Below are 16,587 nucleotides of genomic sequence, written 5' to 3'. Positions count from 1 at the left end.
ACTATCCCCAACGATATTAGATGCTGATTATACTTATAAAAAACTGATAAACTAGATCGCATTAATGTTTTCGATTTACCTGATGTTTTCTTCACCAATAACATTAGCTAATAATTGCTCAGATTTGGATACACCTTCTGAGTAAAGATTAAAAAGAGAGTAATAAATACAATGGTATTAAATTACAAGTTAACTGGCACTGGCGAACCAGTGGTATTAATGCATGGCTTGTTTGGCAGCCTTGAAAATTTAAGCACAATTCAGCGCCACCTAGAAAAGCAATATCAAGTAATTAATATAGATTTAACTAATCACGGCAGTTCTCCTCATAGTGATGAATTTACTTATCAATCTATGGCTAACGACGTGATGGACACCATGAATCACATTGGTATCGATACGTTTAATTTACTAGGCCACTCTATGGGCGGAAAAGTGGCGATGACCCTTGCACTTTCAGCCCCTTCAAGTGTTAAAAAATTAATTTGTGCCGATATTGCTCCAGTGGTTTATAACGACCGCCATACTTACATTATCAATGCATTAAAATCAGTTGATTTGGCAAACTTAGCATCGCGCAATGATGCAGATAAGCAATTGTCTACATCAATTAATGAGCTAGGCGTAAGACAGTTTTTACTTAAAAGTCTGGTAAAAGATGAAGCAACTCAACAATTTCGTTGGCGTTTTAACTTGGCAGGGCTTGCCCAGAACTACTCGCACATTATCGGTTTTGATGAATCTGATGCTTATGAATATCGTCATTTCGACGCACCCGTACTTTTTATAAAGGGCCAGAATTCAGACTATATTACCGCTGAACATCGCGATGTTATCACTTCGCTTTTCCCTAATTCCCAAGCCAAAATTATTAGCAATGCAGGGCACTGGCTACATGCTGAAAAACCAGTAGCATTCAACCAAATTGTTGAACGTTTTTTACAATCTTAATTAAAATTAAATAAGGCAAATCAAACAGTGGCCTGATTGATCTAAATCAAAACTGAAAGAGTAAAGCTTTAGTGCCGCCATAAATTGTGGATAAATTGTGATTATTACTCAATATTCAGAATATTTTGTGCTATATTTCGCGGCCTAATTTTTACGAGGTACATAATGTTCGCTAAATACATCGACCAGATTGAAACCATAGGTCTAAACTTGTTTTTCGTTATCATTTTTTTCTTTATTGGGATGGCGATTCACGATGTATTAAAAAAAGGTGATGTGCCTCTATTTGGTAGAGCAATTGTGTGGTTAGTTCTATTCTTAGGATGTGCAGGTTTTGTTGCTAAAGGCATTATCCAGTTATCTATGGAAGGTTCTGGACTTTAATCTATGGCCAAATATGTTGAAGATCGCACAACTATCGATCTGTTTGAAAATGAAAAACGTCCTGGCAGACCAAAAACAAACCCTCTACCAAGAGAATTGCAGCTAAAGGTAAACAAGCGCAATCAGCTAAAACGAGATAAAGCAAAAGGATTAAAGCGCATCGAATTTAAAGTATCGGCTCATTTGTACGATGTGCTCAGTGAAGAAGCAGATAAGCAAAAAATGAGTAGAAGCGCGCTAATTGAAACAATTTTATTAGACAGATATACAACGTTTAAAGATTAGAAGGTATCAGCAAATGGCAAGTGTAGGCATTTTTTTTGGTAGCGACACAGGCAACACTGAACACGTAGCAAAGCTTATTCAAAAGCAGCTTGGCAAACAAATGGTGGCTGTGCACGACATTGCTAAAAGCAGCAAAGAAGACATTGCAGAATTTGATTTATTATTGTTCGGTATTCCTACTTGGTACTACGGCGAAGCACAATGTGACTGGGATGACTTTTTCCCAGAGTTAGAAGAAATTGACTTTGAAAACAAGCTTGTTGCTATTTTTGGTTGTGGTGATCAAGAAGACTATGCTGAATACTTCCTAGATGCTATGGGCATGGTAAGAGACATTGTAGAAGCCAAAGGTGCAATCTTAGTTGGTCAATGGTCAACTGAAGGCTATAACTTTGAAGCGTCAAAAGGCATGGCAGACGAAAATCACTTCGTAGGTTTAGGTATCGACGAAGACAGGCAGCCAGAGTTAACAGAAAAACGCATTAAACAGTGGTGCGCACAAATTCACGAAGAAATGTGTTTATCTGAACTCGCTTAATCACATAATACAACGCTAAAAAGTTGGTGACTCATTTTCTACTTTAGACTATGACGCCAACTTTTTTTGTGCCTGCAAAACGCTCAATATCTCCCCTATTCAACCTGTACTTACATATTTATAAAACTCTTTTATTTCAGTACTTTAATAAACTGACAAAACGTGTAAAGTAATAAAATGCCAGATTAAATTTTAATTTCTATTCGAATTAAAATTATTTGTGACTATATTCTTCAAATGTACGTATTACTCAAATGATGCAGTTGGGCATTCGTCCATTCATTTCAAAATAAATATAAATAGGATCTGAATATGAGCAACGCAAATAAGTGCCCCGTTATGCATGGAGGGAATACTCTAAATGAAAACTCTGTTACACGTTGGTGGCCAAAAACATTACAGCTAGACATCTTACATCAGCATGACACAAAAACGAGCCCGTATGGTGAAGACTTTAACTACCGTGATGAACTTAGCAAACTTGACATAGCAGCCCTAAAAAATGACATGCTTAACTTAGTAACAGATAGCCAAGAATGGTGGCCAGCAGATTGGGGCAGTTATTCTGGCCTATTTATTCGGATGGCATGGCATTCAGCAGGATCTTATCGCTTAGCTGACGGTCGTGGCGGTGCAGGTTCAGGTAATATTCGCTTCGCGCCTTTAAATTCATGGCCTGATAATGCAAATTTAGATAAAGCACGCCGCCTACTTTGGCCATTAAAACAAAAATACGGTAATAAAGTAAGTTGGGCCGATCTCATCATTTTAGCGGGTAATGCAGCGTACGAAGTGGCTGGATTGAAAACCTTTGGTTTTAGCTTTGGGCGAGAAGACATTTGGCACCCTGAAAAAGATGTATATTGGGGTACGGAAAACGAATGGCTTACCGATGAGCGTTACAAAGAAGAGGATGACCGTAGTTCACTTGAAAATCCGCTAGCTGCGGTAGTAATGGGATTAATTTACGTAAACCCGGAAGGCGTTGACGGCAAGCCAGATCCCAGTCTGACTGCAAAAGATGTGCGTGAAACATTTAAACGCATGGCCATGGATGACGAAGAAACAGCTGCGTTAACTGCTGGTGGCCATACCATTGGTAAATGCCATGGCGTTGGTGATCCTGAAGCACTTGGTGACGCCCCAGAAGGCGCAGATGTTGAACAAATGGGATTCGGTTGGCACAACCCGCATAAATCGGGTAAAGGGCGACATACTCTAACTGGCGGGCCTGAAGGCGCATGGACTAAAGATCCCACTAAGTGGGACGGTGGCTATTTTGAAATGTTACTTGATCATGAATGGGAAGTAACTAAAAGTCCTGCTGGTGCTTATCAATGGAAGCCCGTTGATATCAAAGAAGAAAATATGCCAGTTGACGTAGAAGATCCTTCTATTCCTACTATGCCGATGATGACCGATGCTGACATGGCAATGAAGGTAGACCCTATTTATCGTGAGTACATGGAAAAATTCCGTCATGACCACGAATATTTCTCAAAGGTGTTTGCTCGTGCTTGGTTTAAATTAACCCACCGTGATATGGGGCCTAAATCGAACTACTTTGGGCCAGACGTACCAGAAGAAGATTTGATTTGGCAAGATCCTATCCCTGTTGGAAATAAAAGCTATGACATTGATAGCGCTAAACGCATGATTGAACAAAGCGGACTATCAATTAATGAAATGGTGACTACAGCTTGGGATAGTGCAAGAACCTACCGCGGTTCTGACAAACGTGGTGGTGCCAATGGAGCACGCATTCGTCTCGCCCCACAAAAAGACTGGGAAGGCAATGAGCCACAACGTTTAGCCAAAGTGCTTAACGTGTTAGAAGAAATTGCTAATAACGTAGGTGCAAGTATCGCTGACATGATTGTACTAGCCGGTAATCTTGGCGTTGAGCAAGCTGCCAAAAATGCAGGCTTTGATGTGCAAGTCCCCTTCTCTTCTGGGCGTGGCGACGCTACAAGTGAAATGACGGATGAAGAGTCATTTGAGCCTATGGAACCAATTCATGACGGTTACCGTAACTGGCTGAAGAAAGATTACGCAGTAAGCGCAGAAGAATTGATGCTAGACCATACTCAATTACTTGGGTTAACAGCCCCTGAAATGACAACACTAATTGGCGGCATGCGTGTGATTGGTACAAACCACCATAATACGAGTCATGGCGTTTTTACCGACAATGTTGGCGCACTAACCACAGACTTTTTCGTTAACCTAACAGATATGAAATTCGAGTGGAAACCAGCAGGAAATGGCCTTTTCAACATTGTAGAGCGAAAAAGCGGCGAACAAAAATACACGGCCACACGCGTAGATTTAATATTCGGTTCAAACTCCATACTTCGCGCTTATGCTGAAGTTTACGCCCAAGACGACAACAAAGAAAAGTTTGTTCACGACTTTGTAGCAGCTTGGACTAAAGTAATGAATGCAGATCGTTTTGATATTAACTAATTGCTAGAAAGTTTTAGCTTGGTTAGATTTCAAATCTAGCCAAGCTAAAGGACTAATACCGTACTTATCTACTTTTTCTAGTAAACTGGAAAATCATTAATAGTGACAAGAAAAAAAGGATAACGGTTTGAGGTTCAGAGATACGAGCTATTTTTTCTTCATATACAAAGCCTATGCCCATACCTCCTTGATCTTTGTTAGTTATTGTCACACCTGCTATGCGATCCCCACTTTCAACTTTATACCCAAAAAGCGTGTAGTCAGATGCAGTTTGAGTGAAGCTACCTAATAATTTGGCACTATCATTATAAAAGTTGATAGAAAACTCGCCGAAATTTCCATCAAATAACATAAATTGGAATATATCAGTCGTATCGTTGAAAAGCATTGCAATGCTGCCAGTACCTGGCATATTATCGTTCCCTCCATAAACTCCAGCCTGTCCAGCGTTGTCTGTAAATACTACGGCTATATTATCTTTAGCTATATCATTTGTTTGAAGCTCTAATGAACTTGCATTAAGTGTTGAGAGTGACTCAAAAATACCATCATCACTTATAGTTTGACCTTTAAAACTTTCACCAAACGTTATCGTGTCATAACTTAACTCACCAATGAAATATCCTTCATTATCTTGAGCACTTGTAAGATACCTATCTTGTGGCCCTTCAAAATCATAACCAAACTCAAAAGTTGCTGTGTCATTAATAATAACGCCTGCATTAACATTTAATGAGGCAGTTACAAACAAAATCGTAGCTACGATATTGCAATACATCGTTTTCACTTAAATACTTCCTTAATACAACTTAGAATGCTCGAAAAAAGCTTCGGCAATAAATAAAGCCCGCGATTTTATTATCCATAAGTTAACCGTAGGTTCTCCAAATTTCTTCACTAAATCACGATGAGAATGTAAGAAATCTATGTTGGCTGGTAGATTTCCCTCAAACTGTGAGTAATCATCTACTCCACTGGAATAAATAAAAAGGCCACTAAAATAAAGTTCATTTGAAGCTTTAGCTCCTGTGAAAACTCTGCCATCTGTAAACGTTAATGCAAGACCATAATCTGGTCTCTCAACATAAACTCTGTATTCATTATCAGGAAGAATTAGTTCATTACTTATATCAACCTCTAATACACTTAAAGCATCACTCAACAAAGGGTCACTATAAGACTTCCCCAACGCTGTTATTAATTTATCAATCATTTTTACCTTACAATAATTTTAACAAGTATTGCTCATACTCAGAGTTAGAAATTTTGTTTATGGACTTTGAGGCTTCAGCCAAACTATTTAGATGTGCTGGAGATCGTTTTGATATTGTTTAATTAACTTGGTTATATGGGCTAGTTATTATCTAGCCCTACCACCTAAGTTTTTTACGCAGTATAAAGATCGCTTGGCTATGAGCCTGAGAAATTCGACCCAAACTTAAATTTAGCAATACAGCTATTTCTGTGAAGCTTTTATATTCAAGGTAATGTAATTTAATAACCTTTTTCAAGGTGTCAGGCAGACTATTTACTAACCCATAGATCCTGCTAGTCATTGTTTTTAGCTCTGGTGAAGTGAGATCAACACCACATAGCTCAGAACTATTATTTTCATCAACACTTTCTTCCAACAAAAAACCTACTGCTAGATCGAGTATTGTTTCTACGATCAGGGAAGTCGGCTCATTATGTTGTCTTGTCTGGTTTTCTGAAAGAGTAATACGTTCTTTGACCAACTTATTATAAATGTTATTTGCATACGCCTTTTCACTAAATCTAAGAATATTGTTTAAAATTTCACCTCTGAGACGTTTTATTGCATATAATTTAAACGGAACATTTATTGTCGAGTCATAATTATTGCATGATTCAAGTAAACCAATTAAAGCGTATTGAACGAAGTCTTCACTATCCACACCATCAACTTTATACATGGCAAACATATTATATGCTACAGACTTAGCCCACTGGTAATTCTGATTGAATAGCTCCTGTGGACTAGTTGATATCTGTTCACTGATAAGGATTGGTGACTCTGCTGGAGATTCAGCAGATATTAATACGGCATCCATACTTCAATAACCACTTTTAACTGAGAAAACTTCCCAGCAATGACTGAGTAACTAACGTCCAACCGTCAATCAATATGAATAACATTATTTTAATTGGTAACGCAATTGAGATTGGCGGTACCATTATCATTCCGAGAGCCATTAATGTACTTGCAACAATTAAGTCAATTAGCAGAAAAGGTATAAAAATTACAAAAGCAATTTGAAAAGCTGTTTTTAATTCACTTAATAAAAAAGCGGGAATTAGATGCTGTATTTCTATTTCATCAGCAGAATTTGGAACTGGATGTTTAGCCATATCCAAAACAGCTGCAAAGTCTTCTTCTTTAGTTTGGCTTATCATAAATTGACGAAACGGCTGTATCCCATTATCTAACGCTAATGAGGCAGAGATTTCTTCTTTTAAATAAGGTGTAATTGCATCATCTTTCACCTTATTAAATACTGGTTGCATGGCAAACCAGGTCAAAAAGAATGCTAATGTGATTATCACTACGTTTGGCGGTGTTTGCATTAAGCCTAGTGCTTGACGCAATAGGGATAACACAATGACTATGCGTGTGAATGCAGTCATTGCGATTAGTAATGCAGGAAGAATTGATAATGCTGTCAGAGTAAATAGAATTTTTAACTCTGGAGCTAAATCATTTATCCAAGAGCTATTTTCTAATAAAGTTACTATGCTTTCACTCCCAACTGCACTCGACGAAAACAGCGTCAGAGGCAAAATCAGCATAAGGGCTTGTTTAATCATTAGTTACTACTTTTTTGAATGATTACTTACTACGGTTACACCATCGCTACATCTAAATACTAAATACTCGTGATCTTCATCATCAAGCTTATAAAGAAAAGCATTGTTAGGTAATTTTTGGACCGTTACATTACATATTTGCTCTTTTCGAGAACTATTAAAAAATGATTTAAGTTCTGCCTTTCGTTTTTTAAATAAAAGGCTTAGAGCAAACAAAACACATATGAAAATAAATAAGAAAGCTAATTGTTCAAATGACACAATCGTTTCGCTTTTAAATTCAATATTGTCCACTGCTTTATTCCTGAACCTTTGCTATCTCAATACCAAAAAAACCGTCAATAGCAATAAGATTTCCTGTTGCCACAATTTTGTCGTTGAGTATTAGCTCAATAGGCTCATTCACTTCTTTGTCAAGTTTCAATACTTCACCTGCTCGCAATGAAAATAACTTTTCAATTGGTATCTCAAGCTCTCCAAGTTTTACTTCTACCGAAACAGGCATACTTTTAACTAAACTGAAATCTCTGTGAGTTAACAGTGCATCACCACCAACATGATTTGCATCTGCTTCTGATAACTCTATTCTTTGTGCAACATCTTTTTCTTTCATAACTAATATTCCTACTTACTAAAAAATAATGCTTTCATATTTGCATTCTTAACTAAAAAGGCATTTGTATTTACCGAGCCACTTGGGGCTTGGAGAATGACTGGAGCTTCAAGTGGATGATTTAATTTAATAAAATCACCAGATTTTAAATTTATTAGCTGCTCTAAAGTAATATCAACTGCCTTTAGCTTTGCTAGTAACCTCACTTTATTAAGCATGAGAGCATTTTCAATACTGACAATTTTAACGCTAGGGTCTACATGTGATTTCTTACTCATTAGCCCCATACTTACCAAAGTATTAATATCAAATTTTAATCTAAGCTCTTTTTCACCAACCAATATTGTTGCAGTTAAAGCTATGCTTAATTTTTTCGTATTTACCTTTTCTTTTACTTCACCTTTTAAACAATCATCTACGAAGCTAGTTTCAAAACTTCTTTTTAATTCTTCCCAGAATACAATATCTTTTTGTGCTTCAGCATATCCACTCATATTGAGAAGTGATTCAGAGAGGAAGCTCGAAGAAACATTTGAAAAGGCGATATGTCCATCAGCTACTCGCCATACCGTGTCTGTGTCATTGGCGAACTCAAAAGAAAAAAGTTTATCGTTAAATTCAAAGTTCACTTCAGGAGTTAATAGAAACCATTTCGATGCCCATGCATCTATCTTAGAAACTAAATGATTCTCAATTTCAGCGCGAGATGAACCATTAATTACTGAGAGAGAGTTAGAAGTCATCGATTAACCCCTAGTATTTTCGTACAACTGATCTAATAGCTCGTTTGAGACATTTAGAATTCTTGAACTTGCTTGGTAGCCACGCTGAATTATGATCATATCGGCAAACTCTCTTGATAGATCAACATTTGATAATTCGATACTTTCTGACATGATATTACCCATACCTGATTCACCAGGCTTGCCTAATACTCTACTGCTATCGCTACTCGAGCGGAATACACTACCTTCAACAACTTCAAGAGCCGATAAATTAGAAAAATTAGCAAGTCCTATTGATGGACCATCAATTATCTGCCCATTAGAGTAATTTAGTTTTAGCGTTCCATCTGAAGAAAAGTCGATTGTAGTCAAAGAGGCAATACCATAACCATCATCAACAGTTGCTTGAATTGTTGAACTATTACCTCCAGACACAGAAGTAGCATGAGAAAACTCATTGCTATTACCAAAGTTCATTGCAATTTCAGACTTGCCACCATTAGAATCTGTTGTTTCAAATTTCAATGTGTTATGAGGGGATAATGGAGTTCCGTTTGTATTAAATCTAATTTCACCCGAGTGAAGCTCAACACCATTGCTATCTTTTACTGTTACTAACCAACTACCACTTTCGACAGCTGTATTATTAGTAAATGAAACCGATAGCTCTTGCTCTTCACCTAAAGCATTAAATACTTTAATGCCAGAAACATCATGTGAAGTCATATCAGATGATAAGTTTCCTTTAAAGTTTATAGATGAAGTCGCTTGAGGAGCAAGCACTCTAGCGTTAGAGATATTAATCACTTCAAGCTGTCCACTTTCATTGACAGATGCAACTTCCCCACCAGACACAGAGTCTATAAGGATACCATCATCGTTAAACTTGAATTGACCTGCTCTAGTGTATTGAACTTCACCTTCATTCAATAAAATGAAGAAGCCTTCACCACCTATCGCTATATCGCCAGGGTTGCCTGTTTGTCTAACTTCACCAGTACTAAACCTTTGTGATTCGCCCGAAATTTGAGTTCCGAATGAGTTACTGCCAGAAGTTAAACTACTATAAAAGGTGTCACTACCTTTAAAGCCTGGGGTATTCATATTGGCAATGTTATTACTAACATTATCTAAATTTTTTGAAAATGAAAACATGCCTGAAAGGCCTGTAAAAAATGATTGAAACATTGATTTCCCTTACTCTCTAATCAAACTAATATCTGTTAGAGATACATCTGATAAAAATTGACCGTCACTACCCTTAATTGTCAAACTCACACCTTGTGGATTAAAGTGAACACCATCTACAGTGCCTTCAAAACTACCCACACCATTTCGAACGGATACATTCTTCCCAAGTAAATTCACTCCTTGATTTGAGGAATTCATAGCTAATAAATTAGTCATGTTATCGTTTAGTAAACGTGACTGCTCGAGGCTAGTAAACTGTGCCATTTGGGCTAAAAATTGGCTATTATCCACAGGCTCCATTGGGTCCTGATTTGTTAACTGAGCCAAAAAAAGTTTGATAAAATCTTCTTGGCCTATTGAAGAATTCTCAAGGTTTTGAGATTCGAGGGAAATATTCCCTCCTATTGCTTCAATCATTTCTGATACTCCTTTCTCTGCCACAGAAGTTCACCATTAATAAAAATTCTATTTATATGGTTTTCTTTGACATATTGGCTGTTAATAATATTTTCTTTAATACTTAGTTTTTGCTCAACATTTACACCATAATCTCTAAACCAAATTGTGCGACCAAGCTCATTATCAGTAATTAAAAGATTATTCTTTGTGTATTCTTTAGGTTGTACCGCTGAAATTAATTTCACATTTTCAGTGGTCAGTTGATTTTTTACACCATTCACCCTTAAAGAGGTATGGTTGAGGTTAATGTCGCCTACACTTTTAACGGCATGCCCCCTATCAAAAGAGTTATTTTGTAAATAGTTATTTTGCATTTCTGCAAAAGGAAGTGGCACATTTTTGATTTGCTTATGTGAATTGATAAATGCACTTATAGCCTTACTATTAGAATGAAAATACGACAAGTACCCATTCCCTATGGCTCCAAACTCCATTAAACGTACCGATAAAGAGTCAGTTTTAGAAGTAGATGTATTAATATTAATTGTAGAGATAACAGGTGTTAGGTAAGTGTACCCTTCGCTCAAAACAAAATTAGAATAAATTAAGGTTTGATTTTCTCTAAATTCCGGCGCAGCTGGAGAGTCACTTAATATTAATGTAGTGCTACCCAAAAGTCTGTTATTGATATTTTGACTCAACTCCACATGAGCAAAATAATTGCCTGGTAACTGCGCTAGCGCTTTATTTGAAGCAATTTCCACATCACTTTGATTAATTTCCAAGTTAACATCAACATCTCTATGATTGCTTTGAGAAAATATATCTTCAAAGCTTTGCTTAGTAGGCGTTAACTCAGTAACTCTGTGATCTACAAATGCAATTAGTTTCTCAGGAATTTCATTACTTATATCCATGGTGTCCCCTGTTACTCATAAATAGATCTAGCATGTATTGATCAGACTTTTTTTCTTTCTCAAAGCATAGCTTTTGAGTTTCTAGTAATTCCTTAGATGCCATAGCATTAGTTTGCGAAATTGAATTAAGTAACTTTTTTCTAATTGAGTCACACTCCACAAGTAGGGCCTTTTCTTGTTCGGAGAATACTTCATTTCTAGATTGATTCTGCTCTAATTCCTTGTGAATTCCTTTAATTCGATGAGGGCATACTATGCCCGAATTAAGATAGCGATTAGCTATATTTAGAATACTCTCACGATTACTTTCCAGCATTTTAATTTCAGCCTGAATAGGCTTTAAATCATCTAAAGTTTCAACTAACAATTTTTTTAGCGTTTCTGTTTCGTGTTCACTAAATTTTTTAAAAAAAGAAACCTGTTTAATTTTTTTAACTAATTGTTCTGACATATTACTCTTCCTTAAGCGCTAAGAGTTGTTGGCGAGTATCATTTAAGCTTAAGGATTCGTCGATCTCTTGCTTTAAGAACAACTCAAGTTTTTGCCAACTACTTGATAATTCGTCCCTTTTTGAAGAGTCTCCCGTATCGAATAAGTTTAATTCTAAAATATCCTTATTTTGCTGATAATCTATAAAGATCTTTTTTAATCGAGCTGCACTTGATATAACTTCTTTATTATTAATTTGATGGTAAAGTCGGCTAATACTTTTAGAGATGTCGATTGCTGGATAATGACTCTTTTCTGCTAACTCTCTAGTTAAAACTATATGCCCATCGAGAATAGCCCGCACACAGTCAACTACAGGATCATTAAAGTCATCTGATTCTACCAAAACTGTAAAAATTGCTGTTATTGAGCCAATATTTTTGAAGTTTCCACATCTTTCGATAAGGTCAGGTAAAATAGAAAACACGGATGGTGTATAACCTTTAACTGTTGGTGGTTCGCCTGCAGCTAACCCAACCTCACGCAAAGCTGTTGCTAATCGAGTAATAGAGTCCATCGTCAAAAAAACATTTTTACCTTTGGCGGCAAAATACTCTGATATTGCAATGGCACTATAGGCTGCCTGAATCCGGACTAAGGGTGAATCTTGAGCTGTTGCTGCGATAACTATAGAATTCTTCAGCCCTTCCTCACCAAGCGTTGTAGATACAAACTCTTCTACCTCTCTTCCTCGTTCGCCAATCAAAGCCACTACATTTATATCTGCATCAACTTGTTTACAGATAGAAGAAAGCAGAACACTTTTTCCAACCCCACTACCGGCCATTAGACCTAGTCGCTGACCCTTTCCGATAGTTACAAAACCATCAATAGCTTTAATACCAGTTGATATAGCTTCTACAATAGGCTCTCTCTTTAGTGGGTTTTGTACATCTTTGTGTAAAGGTATATCCACAAGGTTGTTAAGCTGTGGCGCAGTATCTAATGGGTTACCAAACGCATCAATTACCCTACCAATTAGAGAATCTGATACTTTAACCTTAGCCATTTTTCCTGTGGCCTTGACAGTATCACCTTGTGTGATTCTTTTTGAACCATAATAAGGCATTAACAAAATCGCTGAGCTATCAAATCCGATTACTTCTGCAAGAACAACCTTATTACTGCTGCTTGATAATGAGATTTCACATATTTCTCCAATACTAGCTAATCCGCATTTGGCCTTAACAATCAAACCAATACACTGAACTACCTTTCCAACTGAAGTTGTAGCATCTATGCTATCAATTAAGTTTTGATATACATCAGAAGAAATCATTCTAACTAATCTGCCATTGCCAATTTTAGTAAGCCAACTTTAAGTTCATTTAACGCATCATCCATCTTGTGCTCAATGCTCCCTACATCTAATTCAAGACGAAAGTTGCCTATACCAATAGAGTCATCAGCTACAACCTGTATTTCAGAAGATAAATCATTGAGTTTATCAAGACGCACTAACTGCTTATACTGCTCAGAACTTATTATGATTTTTTTAGGATCATGCATTGCGTGATTTCTTATCAGGCTTTTTATTAAGTTTTCTACATACTCATCATCTGTTATTTCTTTAATGAGCAGTTTAGTTACTGCTTGAAAAAGAATACTGTTAAATATTTTTTGATCTTTAATTATCCACTCATGATTTGATTGGAATTTACTTATCATGTTTGACCAATCATCTATATGTTGGTCTAACTCACAAAGGTGATCTGATAACTGAGATTGCATAGTGCTCTGAGCTAACTCTTGACCAGCATTAAAGCCCTCATTCTTAGCATTTGATTCTAACTGTGAAAGCTCAACACTAAATATCTCTTTTAACAGAGATTTTCTGTCAATTTCCGATAATTGATTAAGCAACACTTTAATGTCTATCTCTTGAGGTACTTCACTATAAGCTTCGTTAAATTCAGCAGAGTGAGCATTATTGCTTGCTGCTTTTTCCTCAGATAAAGGGATGTATGATTGCATACTGCCTATCACATCAATTTGTCTATTAATCTTCACCGCGCTCACCATTAATAATTTCTGTAACAATACTTAAAGCGTGGTTACTCACTAAATGAGAGTTGTTATTTAGAAAATTTATATGTTCCTTTAATTCTTGACTCACTTCTAGAGCTGCAGCTTTACCTTTCTGACTTGAAATATTTTTACTGTCTGGTTGTAAATGCTTCGCCAGTGTACGCTTATCAGCGCCCTTAAGGTTGGCTACTAACTTCATAAAACTTGTAATTTTCTTACGATTATTCTCAGGTATCTGACTTAATAGCCAAGCTTGATCTCGCTTAGTTAAAGTAGTTAATTTAAGTGAGAGCATTTTAACAGGATCAAAGTTTTCCATTTACTTGTTCCTCTTTGCTAAGCCAGCTTTGAAACTCTAATAATAAAGCTCGTCTTTCTTTTAACTGGGCGGAACGTTTATGTTTTATTATCCCCCCTACTGCCACAAGAATTGATAACAATAACAGCCAAAAAACAGGGTTATTAATAAATAAGTTATTAAACTGATCTTTCATCGAAGTATCAGAATCAATGTGTGAGCTATTCAGCGCTTGAGGTGTTGCTACTACACTTTCATTCTTAACATTTTTTAGGTCTGATACTGGCGGTAAATTCAATACTTCAAGTGCCAATCTATCTCCACGAGCAGTATTTATACCAAGACCCACACTAATAATTTCTCTGATTTTTAAGATTTGCTCTGAAGTGAGTGATTCTCTTATCGCAATACCAACATTAAGTTGCACAACTTCACCAGATGAATACACGGTTTCTTCCATTTCTTGACCGTGAGTAAATTCTTTTTCCATTTCTTTGGTAAATACTGGAGATGAGTTAATTTTTGCATCAACAGCTTGTTTTTCTGTATTTATTTCACGTTGACGAACAACTAATCCCTCACCATCGGCATTTGTAGCATACCCTTGTTTAGTTTTACGTCTTTGATCAAAGTTCATCTTAACGTCAACTGAAACAGCTATTTTTTCTGGTGATATAAACAGCGTTAATAATCGATAAGCTTTCTCCGTTAGATTCGCTTCAACTAAAGTTTTAGCCTCATATTTTTTATCAATCTGATTTGCTAAATTCAATTTATCCGATGCATCAAGCTCTGTACCGTCTTTATTAAATACCGATACATTTGATTCATCCAAGCTTTCAATTGCATTTGCCACAAGACGTTTAATACCACTAACCTGTGCTGGGTTGAGGGTTACTTCCTCATTTTGCTCAATAAAGATAGACGCTTTTGCTTTCTTCTTATCAGCATGAAACAATCTCTTAGGTGCAAAAGTTACGTGTACTCGGGTATTTTTTATACCAGGCATACTTGTAATAGTTCTTGCCAGCTCGCCTTGTATTGCACGTTTATATGTAACATCTTGAGAAAAGTCAGTCATACTGTAATCAGCATTATCAAATAACTCCAGCCCTTTTACTTCAGGCAACCCAAGGTCTGCCCCTAAAGTGACTTGCAGCTTCTCTACGTGCTCGCTAGGTACAAGTATGGTACTGCCAGTATCTGTATTTTTAACCTCATACGTTACTTTCTGTTCTTCTAAGTGCCCTATTATTTTAGCCGCAGACTCCTCGTCTACACCTTCAAATAAACTGTCATACTTCGGTAACATTAACCAAACTACACTGCAGATAAAGAACACTATCAATAGCGTAATCGAAGCATAAAAAGCCAGTCTGCGCTTTGGCTCTAAAGCATTTATTACATCAACCATTTTAAACTTGCATCCTCATGATTTCTTGATATCCTTCTAAAAGCTTATTTCTTACTTCTACAGCAAGTCGCAAATCCATCTTTGCTGATTCCATGATCAACATAACTTCATGAGCACTAACAGGCTTATTCATTGCCATATCCTGCAACACGGAGTCAGCTTTCAATAGATTCTCATTGAGACTTTCAATTCCATTTGAAAATAACTTTTCAAAATTTTGGCTTGGTGCTTTTTGTATATTGTTTAGATTTGGAAGACTTTCCAAACTTCCAATTTGGGCAATTGCTTCAATAGGCATAATTATTTTCCAATCTCTAATGCTTTTAACGACATATTCATTTGTGTATTAAAAGCTTTAATATTTGCTTCGTAGGCTCTTGTTGCTTGAGTTAGTGTCACCATTTGCTTTGCCATATCAACATTTGCAAAACGAACATAACCTTTACTATCTGCTGCAGGGTGATCAGGTTGAAATACAACTCTATCAGTAACCGCAACTTCTTTTAATTCAATAGAAGATTTATCAAACAAGGTTGATTCGAAGCTTTGATTAACTGTTACTTCTAAAGGCTTGAAGCCTTTACCATCAGATGGCTGAACTATATTCGCATTCGAGATATTTAACGTTGCTGCATCTATCCGCATTTTTTGATAATGCATACCATATTCACTAACATTTAAAATTTCTGTAACGGCCATTATTTACTTCCTCCCATTACCAATGCTTTCATACTAATTTTACGGTTTAATGCCTCAATCATTGCCTGATACTCAAGCATTGCTTTAGTAGAGTCTGCATGCTCAGACTCTATGCTTGTTAGCTCAGTGTTATCTGTCTGAATATATTTATTCAGATTCTCTGTATTCTCATTTAATACTTTTACATACTGACTTTTTTGTGACTCTGACATAGACTCAAGTTGTGTTATAAGATCTTCAAAATTAACAGTAATACGTGAATTAGAGTCAATGTTAGCAATATTCTTTGCTGCAACTGATTGTTTAATGGTTTGCATATTTAATGAAAGCTTCACTAAATCTAATGTTACTTCATTCATCATT

The 16,587-nt window shown here is 36.4% G+C and carries 23 protein-coding genes; 5 read left to right on the top strand and 18 right to left on the bottom strand.

Annotated elements, in window-relative coordinates; translation table 11 throughout:
- The first annotated feature begins 171 nt into the window (after positions 1–171).
- From HUU81_RS08420 to katG, 5 genes are all read left to right on the top strand, one after another.
- Positions 172–951, top strand: a complete 780-nt coding sequence (locus tag HUU81_RS08420; RefSeq protein ID WP_199611774.1) for an alpha/beta fold hydrolase — start codon at positions 172–174, stop codon at positions 949–951.
- 165 nt (positions 952–1,116) lie between these two features.
- Positions 1,117–1,335, top strand: a complete 219-nt coding sequence (locus HUU81_RS08415; protein WP_199611773.1) for a DUF2788 domain-containing protein — start codon at positions 1,117–1,119, stop codon at positions 1,333–1,335.
- Positions 1,336–1,338: 3 nt separating this feature from the next.
- Positions 1,339–1,620 carry a LexA regulated protein gene (gene ybfE, locus HUU81_RS08410; protein WP_199611772.1) on the top strand — a complete coding sequence of 94 codons (282 nt, stop codon included), beginning with the start codon at positions 1,339–1,341 and terminating at the stop codon, positions 1,618–1,620.
- Positions 1,621–1,633: 13 nt separating this feature from the next.
- Entirely contained in the window at positions 1,634–2,158 is a 525-nt protein-coding gene (gene fldA / locus HUU81_RS08405; RefSeq protein WP_199611771.1) for a flavodoxin FldA, read from the top strand.
- Between the two features lie 312 nt (positions 2,159–2,470).
- On the top strand, positions 2,471–4,624 hold the full coding sequence (gene katG, locus HUU81_RS08400) for a catalase/peroxidase HPI (protein ID WP_199611770.1): 2,154 nt from the start codon (positions 2,471–2,473) through the stop codon (positions 4,622–4,624).
- A 64-nt stretch (positions 4,625–4,688) separates the two neighbouring features.
- On the opposite strand, the gene HUU81_RS08395 is transcribed toward katG, so the two are convergent.
- The 18 genes from HUU81_RS08395 to HUU81_RS08310 all read right to left on the bottom strand — a co-directional run bounded on the left by HUU81_RS08395 (position 4,689) and on the right by HUU81_RS08310 (position 16,586).
- Entirely contained in the window at positions 4,689–5,411 is a 723-nt protein-coding gene (locus HUU81_RS08395; RefSeq protein ID WP_199611769.1) for a hypothetical protein, read from the bottom strand.
- Between the two features lie 12 nt (positions 5,412–5,423).
- The gene (locus tag HUU81_RS08390; RefSeq protein WP_199611768.1) at positions 5,424–5,837 is read right to left on the bottom strand and encodes a hypothetical protein; all 414 of its coding nucleotides are present in this window, start codon (positions 5,835–5,837) and stop codon (positions 5,424–5,426) included.
- A gap of 157 nt (positions 5,838–5,994) precedes the next feature.
- Positions 5,995–6,696, bottom strand: a complete 702-nt coding sequence (locus HUU81_RS08385) for a sigma-70 family RNA polymerase sigma factor (RefSeq protein ID WP_199611767.1) — start codon at positions 6,694–6,696, stop codon at positions 5,995–5,997.
- 16 nt (positions 6,697–6,712) lie between these two features.
- Complete coding sequence (gene fliP / locus HUU81_RS08380; protein WP_199611766.1) at positions 6,713–7,450, bottom strand: flagellar type III secretion system pore protein FliP; 738 nt, start codon at positions 7,448–7,450, stop codon at positions 6,713–6,715.
- Positions 7,451–7,456: 6 nt separating this feature from the next.
- Positions 7,457–7,744 carry a hypothetical protein gene (locus tag HUU81_RS08375; protein ID WP_199611765.1) on the bottom strand — a complete coding sequence of 96 codons (288 nt, stop codon included), beginning with the start codon at positions 7,742–7,744 and terminating at the stop codon, positions 7,457–7,459.
- Between the two features lie 4 nt (positions 7,745–7,748).
- Complete coding sequence (locus HUU81_RS08370; RefSeq protein ID WP_199611764.1) at positions 7,749–8,063, bottom strand: FliM/FliN family flagellar motor switch protein; 315 nt, start codon at positions 8,061–8,063, stop codon at positions 7,749–7,751.
- 11 nt (positions 8,064–8,074) lie between these two features.
- Positions 8,075–8,806 carry a FliM/FliN family flagellar motor switch protein gene (locus tag HUU81_RS08365; RefSeq protein WP_199611763.1) on the bottom strand — a complete coding sequence of 244 codons (732 nt, stop codon included), beginning with the start codon at positions 8,804–8,806 and terminating at the stop codon, positions 8,075–8,077.
- A gap of 3 nt (positions 8,807–8,809) precedes the next feature.
- Positions 8,810–9,976: a flagellar basal-body rod protein FlgF gene (gene flgF, locus HUU81_RS08360; protein WP_199611762.1), complete on the bottom strand. Its 1,167-nt coding sequence runs from the start codon at positions 9,974–9,976 to the stop codon at positions 8,810–8,812.
- Positions 9,977–9,985: 9 nt separating this feature from the next.
- On the bottom strand, positions 9,986–10,396 hold the full coding sequence (locus HUU81_RS08355) for a flagellar hook assembly protein FlgD (protein ID WP_199611761.1): 411 nt from the start codon (positions 10,394–10,396) through the stop codon (positions 9,986–9,988).
- On the bottom strand, positions 10,393–11,295 hold the full coding sequence (locus tag HUU81_RS08350) for a hypothetical protein (protein WP_199611760.1): 903 nt from the start codon (positions 11,293–11,295) through the stop codon (positions 10,393–10,395). The genes HUU81_RS08355 and HUU81_RS08350 overlap by 4 nt, the downstream gene beginning before the upstream one ends.
- Positions 11,282–11,746 (bottom strand): hypothetical protein, encoded by a 465-nt coding sequence (locus tag HUU81_RS08345; protein WP_199611759.1) that lies wholly within the window; start codon positions 11,744–11,746, stop codon positions 11,282–11,284. The genes HUU81_RS08350 and HUU81_RS08345 overlap by 14 nt, the downstream gene beginning before the upstream one ends.
- 1 nt (position 11,747) lies before the next feature.
- The gene (locus HUU81_RS08340; protein ID WP_199611758.1) at positions 11,748–13,064 is read right to left on the bottom strand and encodes a FliI/YscN family ATPase; all 1,317 of its coding nucleotides are present in this window, start codon (positions 13,062–13,064) and stop codon (positions 11,748–11,750) included.
- Between the two features lie 5 nt (positions 13,065–13,069).
- Positions 13,070–13,795 (bottom strand): FliH/SctL family protein, encoded by a 726-nt coding sequence (locus HUU81_RS08335; protein ID WP_199611757.1) that lies wholly within the window; start codon positions 13,793–13,795, stop codon positions 13,070–13,072.
- A complete protein-coding gene (locus HUU81_RS08330) occupies positions 13,785–14,132 on the bottom strand; it encodes a hypothetical protein (protein WP_199611756.1) in 348 nt (115 codons plus the stop codon). The genes HUU81_RS08335 and HUU81_RS08330 overlap by 11 nt, the downstream gene beginning before the upstream one ends.
- Entirely contained in the window at positions 14,119–15,525 is a 1,407-nt protein-coding gene (gene fliF, locus HUU81_RS08325) for a flagellar basal-body MS-ring/collar protein FliF (RefSeq protein WP_199611755.1), read from the bottom strand. Before fliF ends, HUU81_RS08330 begins: the two co-directional genes overlap by 14 nt.
- Before the next feature lies 1 nt (position 15,526).
- The gene (gene fliE / locus HUU81_RS08320) at positions 15,527–15,823 is read right to left on the bottom strand and encodes a flagellar hook-basal body complex protein FliE (protein ID WP_199611754.1); all 297 of its coding nucleotides are present in this window, start codon (positions 15,821–15,823) and stop codon (positions 15,527–15,529) included.
- Between the two features lie 2 nt (positions 15,824–15,825).
- Positions 15,826–16,224 carry a flagellar basal body rod protein FlgC gene (gene flgC, locus HUU81_RS08315; protein WP_199611753.1) on the bottom strand — a complete coding sequence of 133 codons (399 nt, stop codon included), beginning with the start codon at positions 16,222–16,224 and terminating at the stop codon, positions 15,826–15,828.
- On the bottom strand, positions 16,224–16,586 hold the full coding sequence (locus HUU81_RS08310; protein WP_199611752.1) for a hypothetical protein: 363 nt from the start codon (positions 16,584–16,586) through the stop codon (positions 16,224–16,226). The genes flgC and HUU81_RS08310 overlap by 1 nt, the downstream gene beginning before the upstream one ends.
- Position 16,587: the final 1 nt, after the last annotated feature.

This window comes from Flocculibacter collagenilyticus, assembly GCF_016469335.1.
Classification (GTDB): Bacteria; Pseudomonadota; Gammaproteobacteria; order Enterobacterales; family Alteromonadaceae; genus Flocculibacter; species Flocculibacter collagenilyticus.
Note: the sequence above shows the minus strand (reverse complement) of the source record. Positions and strands in the feature narration are given on the sequence as shown.

Bases quoted from the DNA above. Each gene is read 5' to 3' on its own strand.
- HUU81_RS08420 (WP_199611774.1), top strand. From the start codon at position 172: ATGGTATTAAATTACAAGTTAACTGGCACTGGCGAACCAGTGGTATTA.
- HUU81_RS08415 (WP_199611773.1), top strand. From the start codon at position 1,117: ATGTTCGCTAAATACATCGACCAGATTGAAACCATAGGTCTAAACTTG.
- ybfE (WP_199611772.1), top strand. From the start codon at position 1,339: ATGGCCAAATATGTTGAAGATCGCACAACTATCGATCTGTTTGAAAAT.
- fldA (WP_199611771.1), top strand. From the start codon at position 1,634: ATGGCAAGTGTAGGCATTTTTTTTGGTAGCGACACAGGCAACACTGAA.
- katG (WP_199611770.1), top strand. From the start codon at position 2,471: ATGAGCAACGCAAATAAGTGCCCCGTTATGCATGGAGGGAATACTCTA.
- HUU81_RS08390 (WP_199611768.1), bottom strand. From the start codon at position 5,837: ATGATTGATAAATTAATAACAGCGTTGGGGAAGTCTTATAGTGACCCT.
- HUU81_RS08385 (WP_199611767.1), bottom strand. From the start codon at position 6,696: ATGGATGCCGTATTAATATCTGCTGAATCTCCAGCAGAGTCACCAATC.
- fliP (WP_199611766.1), bottom strand. From the start codon at position 7,450: ATGATTAAACAAGCCCTTATGCTGATTTTGCCTCTGACGCTGTTTTCG.
- HUU81_RS08370 (WP_199611764.1), bottom strand. From the start codon at position 8,063: ATGAAAGAAAAAGATGTTGCACAAAGAATAGAGTTATCAGAAGCAGAT.
- HUU81_RS08365 (WP_199611763.1), bottom strand. From the start codon at position 8,806: ATGACTTCTAACTCTCTCTCAGTAATTAATGGTTCATCTCGCGCTGAA.
- flgF (WP_199611762.1), bottom strand. From the start codon at position 9,976: ATGTTTCAATCATTTTTTACAGGCCTTTCAGGCATGTTTTCATTTTCA.
- HUU81_RS08355 (WP_199611761.1), bottom strand. From the start codon at position 10,396: ATGATTGAAGCAATAGGAGGGAATATTTCCCTCGAATCTCAAAACCTT.
- HUU81_RS08350 (WP_199611760.1), bottom strand. From the start codon at position 11,295: ATGGATATAAGTAATGAAATTCCTGAGAAACTAATTGCATTTGTAGAT.
- HUU81_RS08345 (WP_199611759.1), bottom strand. From the start codon at position 11,746: ATGTCAGAACAATTAGTTAAAAAAATTAAACAGGTTTCTTTTTTTAAA.
- HUU81_RS08340 (WP_199611758.1), bottom strand. From the start codon at position 13,064: ATGATTTCTTCTGATGTATATCAAAACTTAATTGATAGCATAGATGCT.
- HUU81_RS08330 (WP_199611756.1), bottom strand. From the start codon at position 14,132: ATGGAAAACTTTGATCCTGTTAAAATGCTCTCACTTAAATTAACTACT.
- fliF (WP_199611755.1), bottom strand. From the start codon at position 15,525: ATGGTTGATGTAATAAATGCTTTAGAGCCAAAGCGCAGACTGGCTTTT.
- fliE (WP_199611754.1), bottom strand. From the start codon at position 15,823: ATGCCTATTGAAGCAATTGCCCAAATTGGAAGTTTGGAAAGTCTTCCA.
- flgC (WP_199611753.1), bottom strand. From the start codon at position 16,224: ATGGCCGTTACAGAAATTTTAAATGTTAGTGAATATGGTATGCATTAT.
- HUU81_RS08310 (WP_199611752.1), bottom strand. From the start codon at position 16,586: ATGATGAATGAAGTAACATTAGATTTAGTGAAGCTTTCATTAAATATG.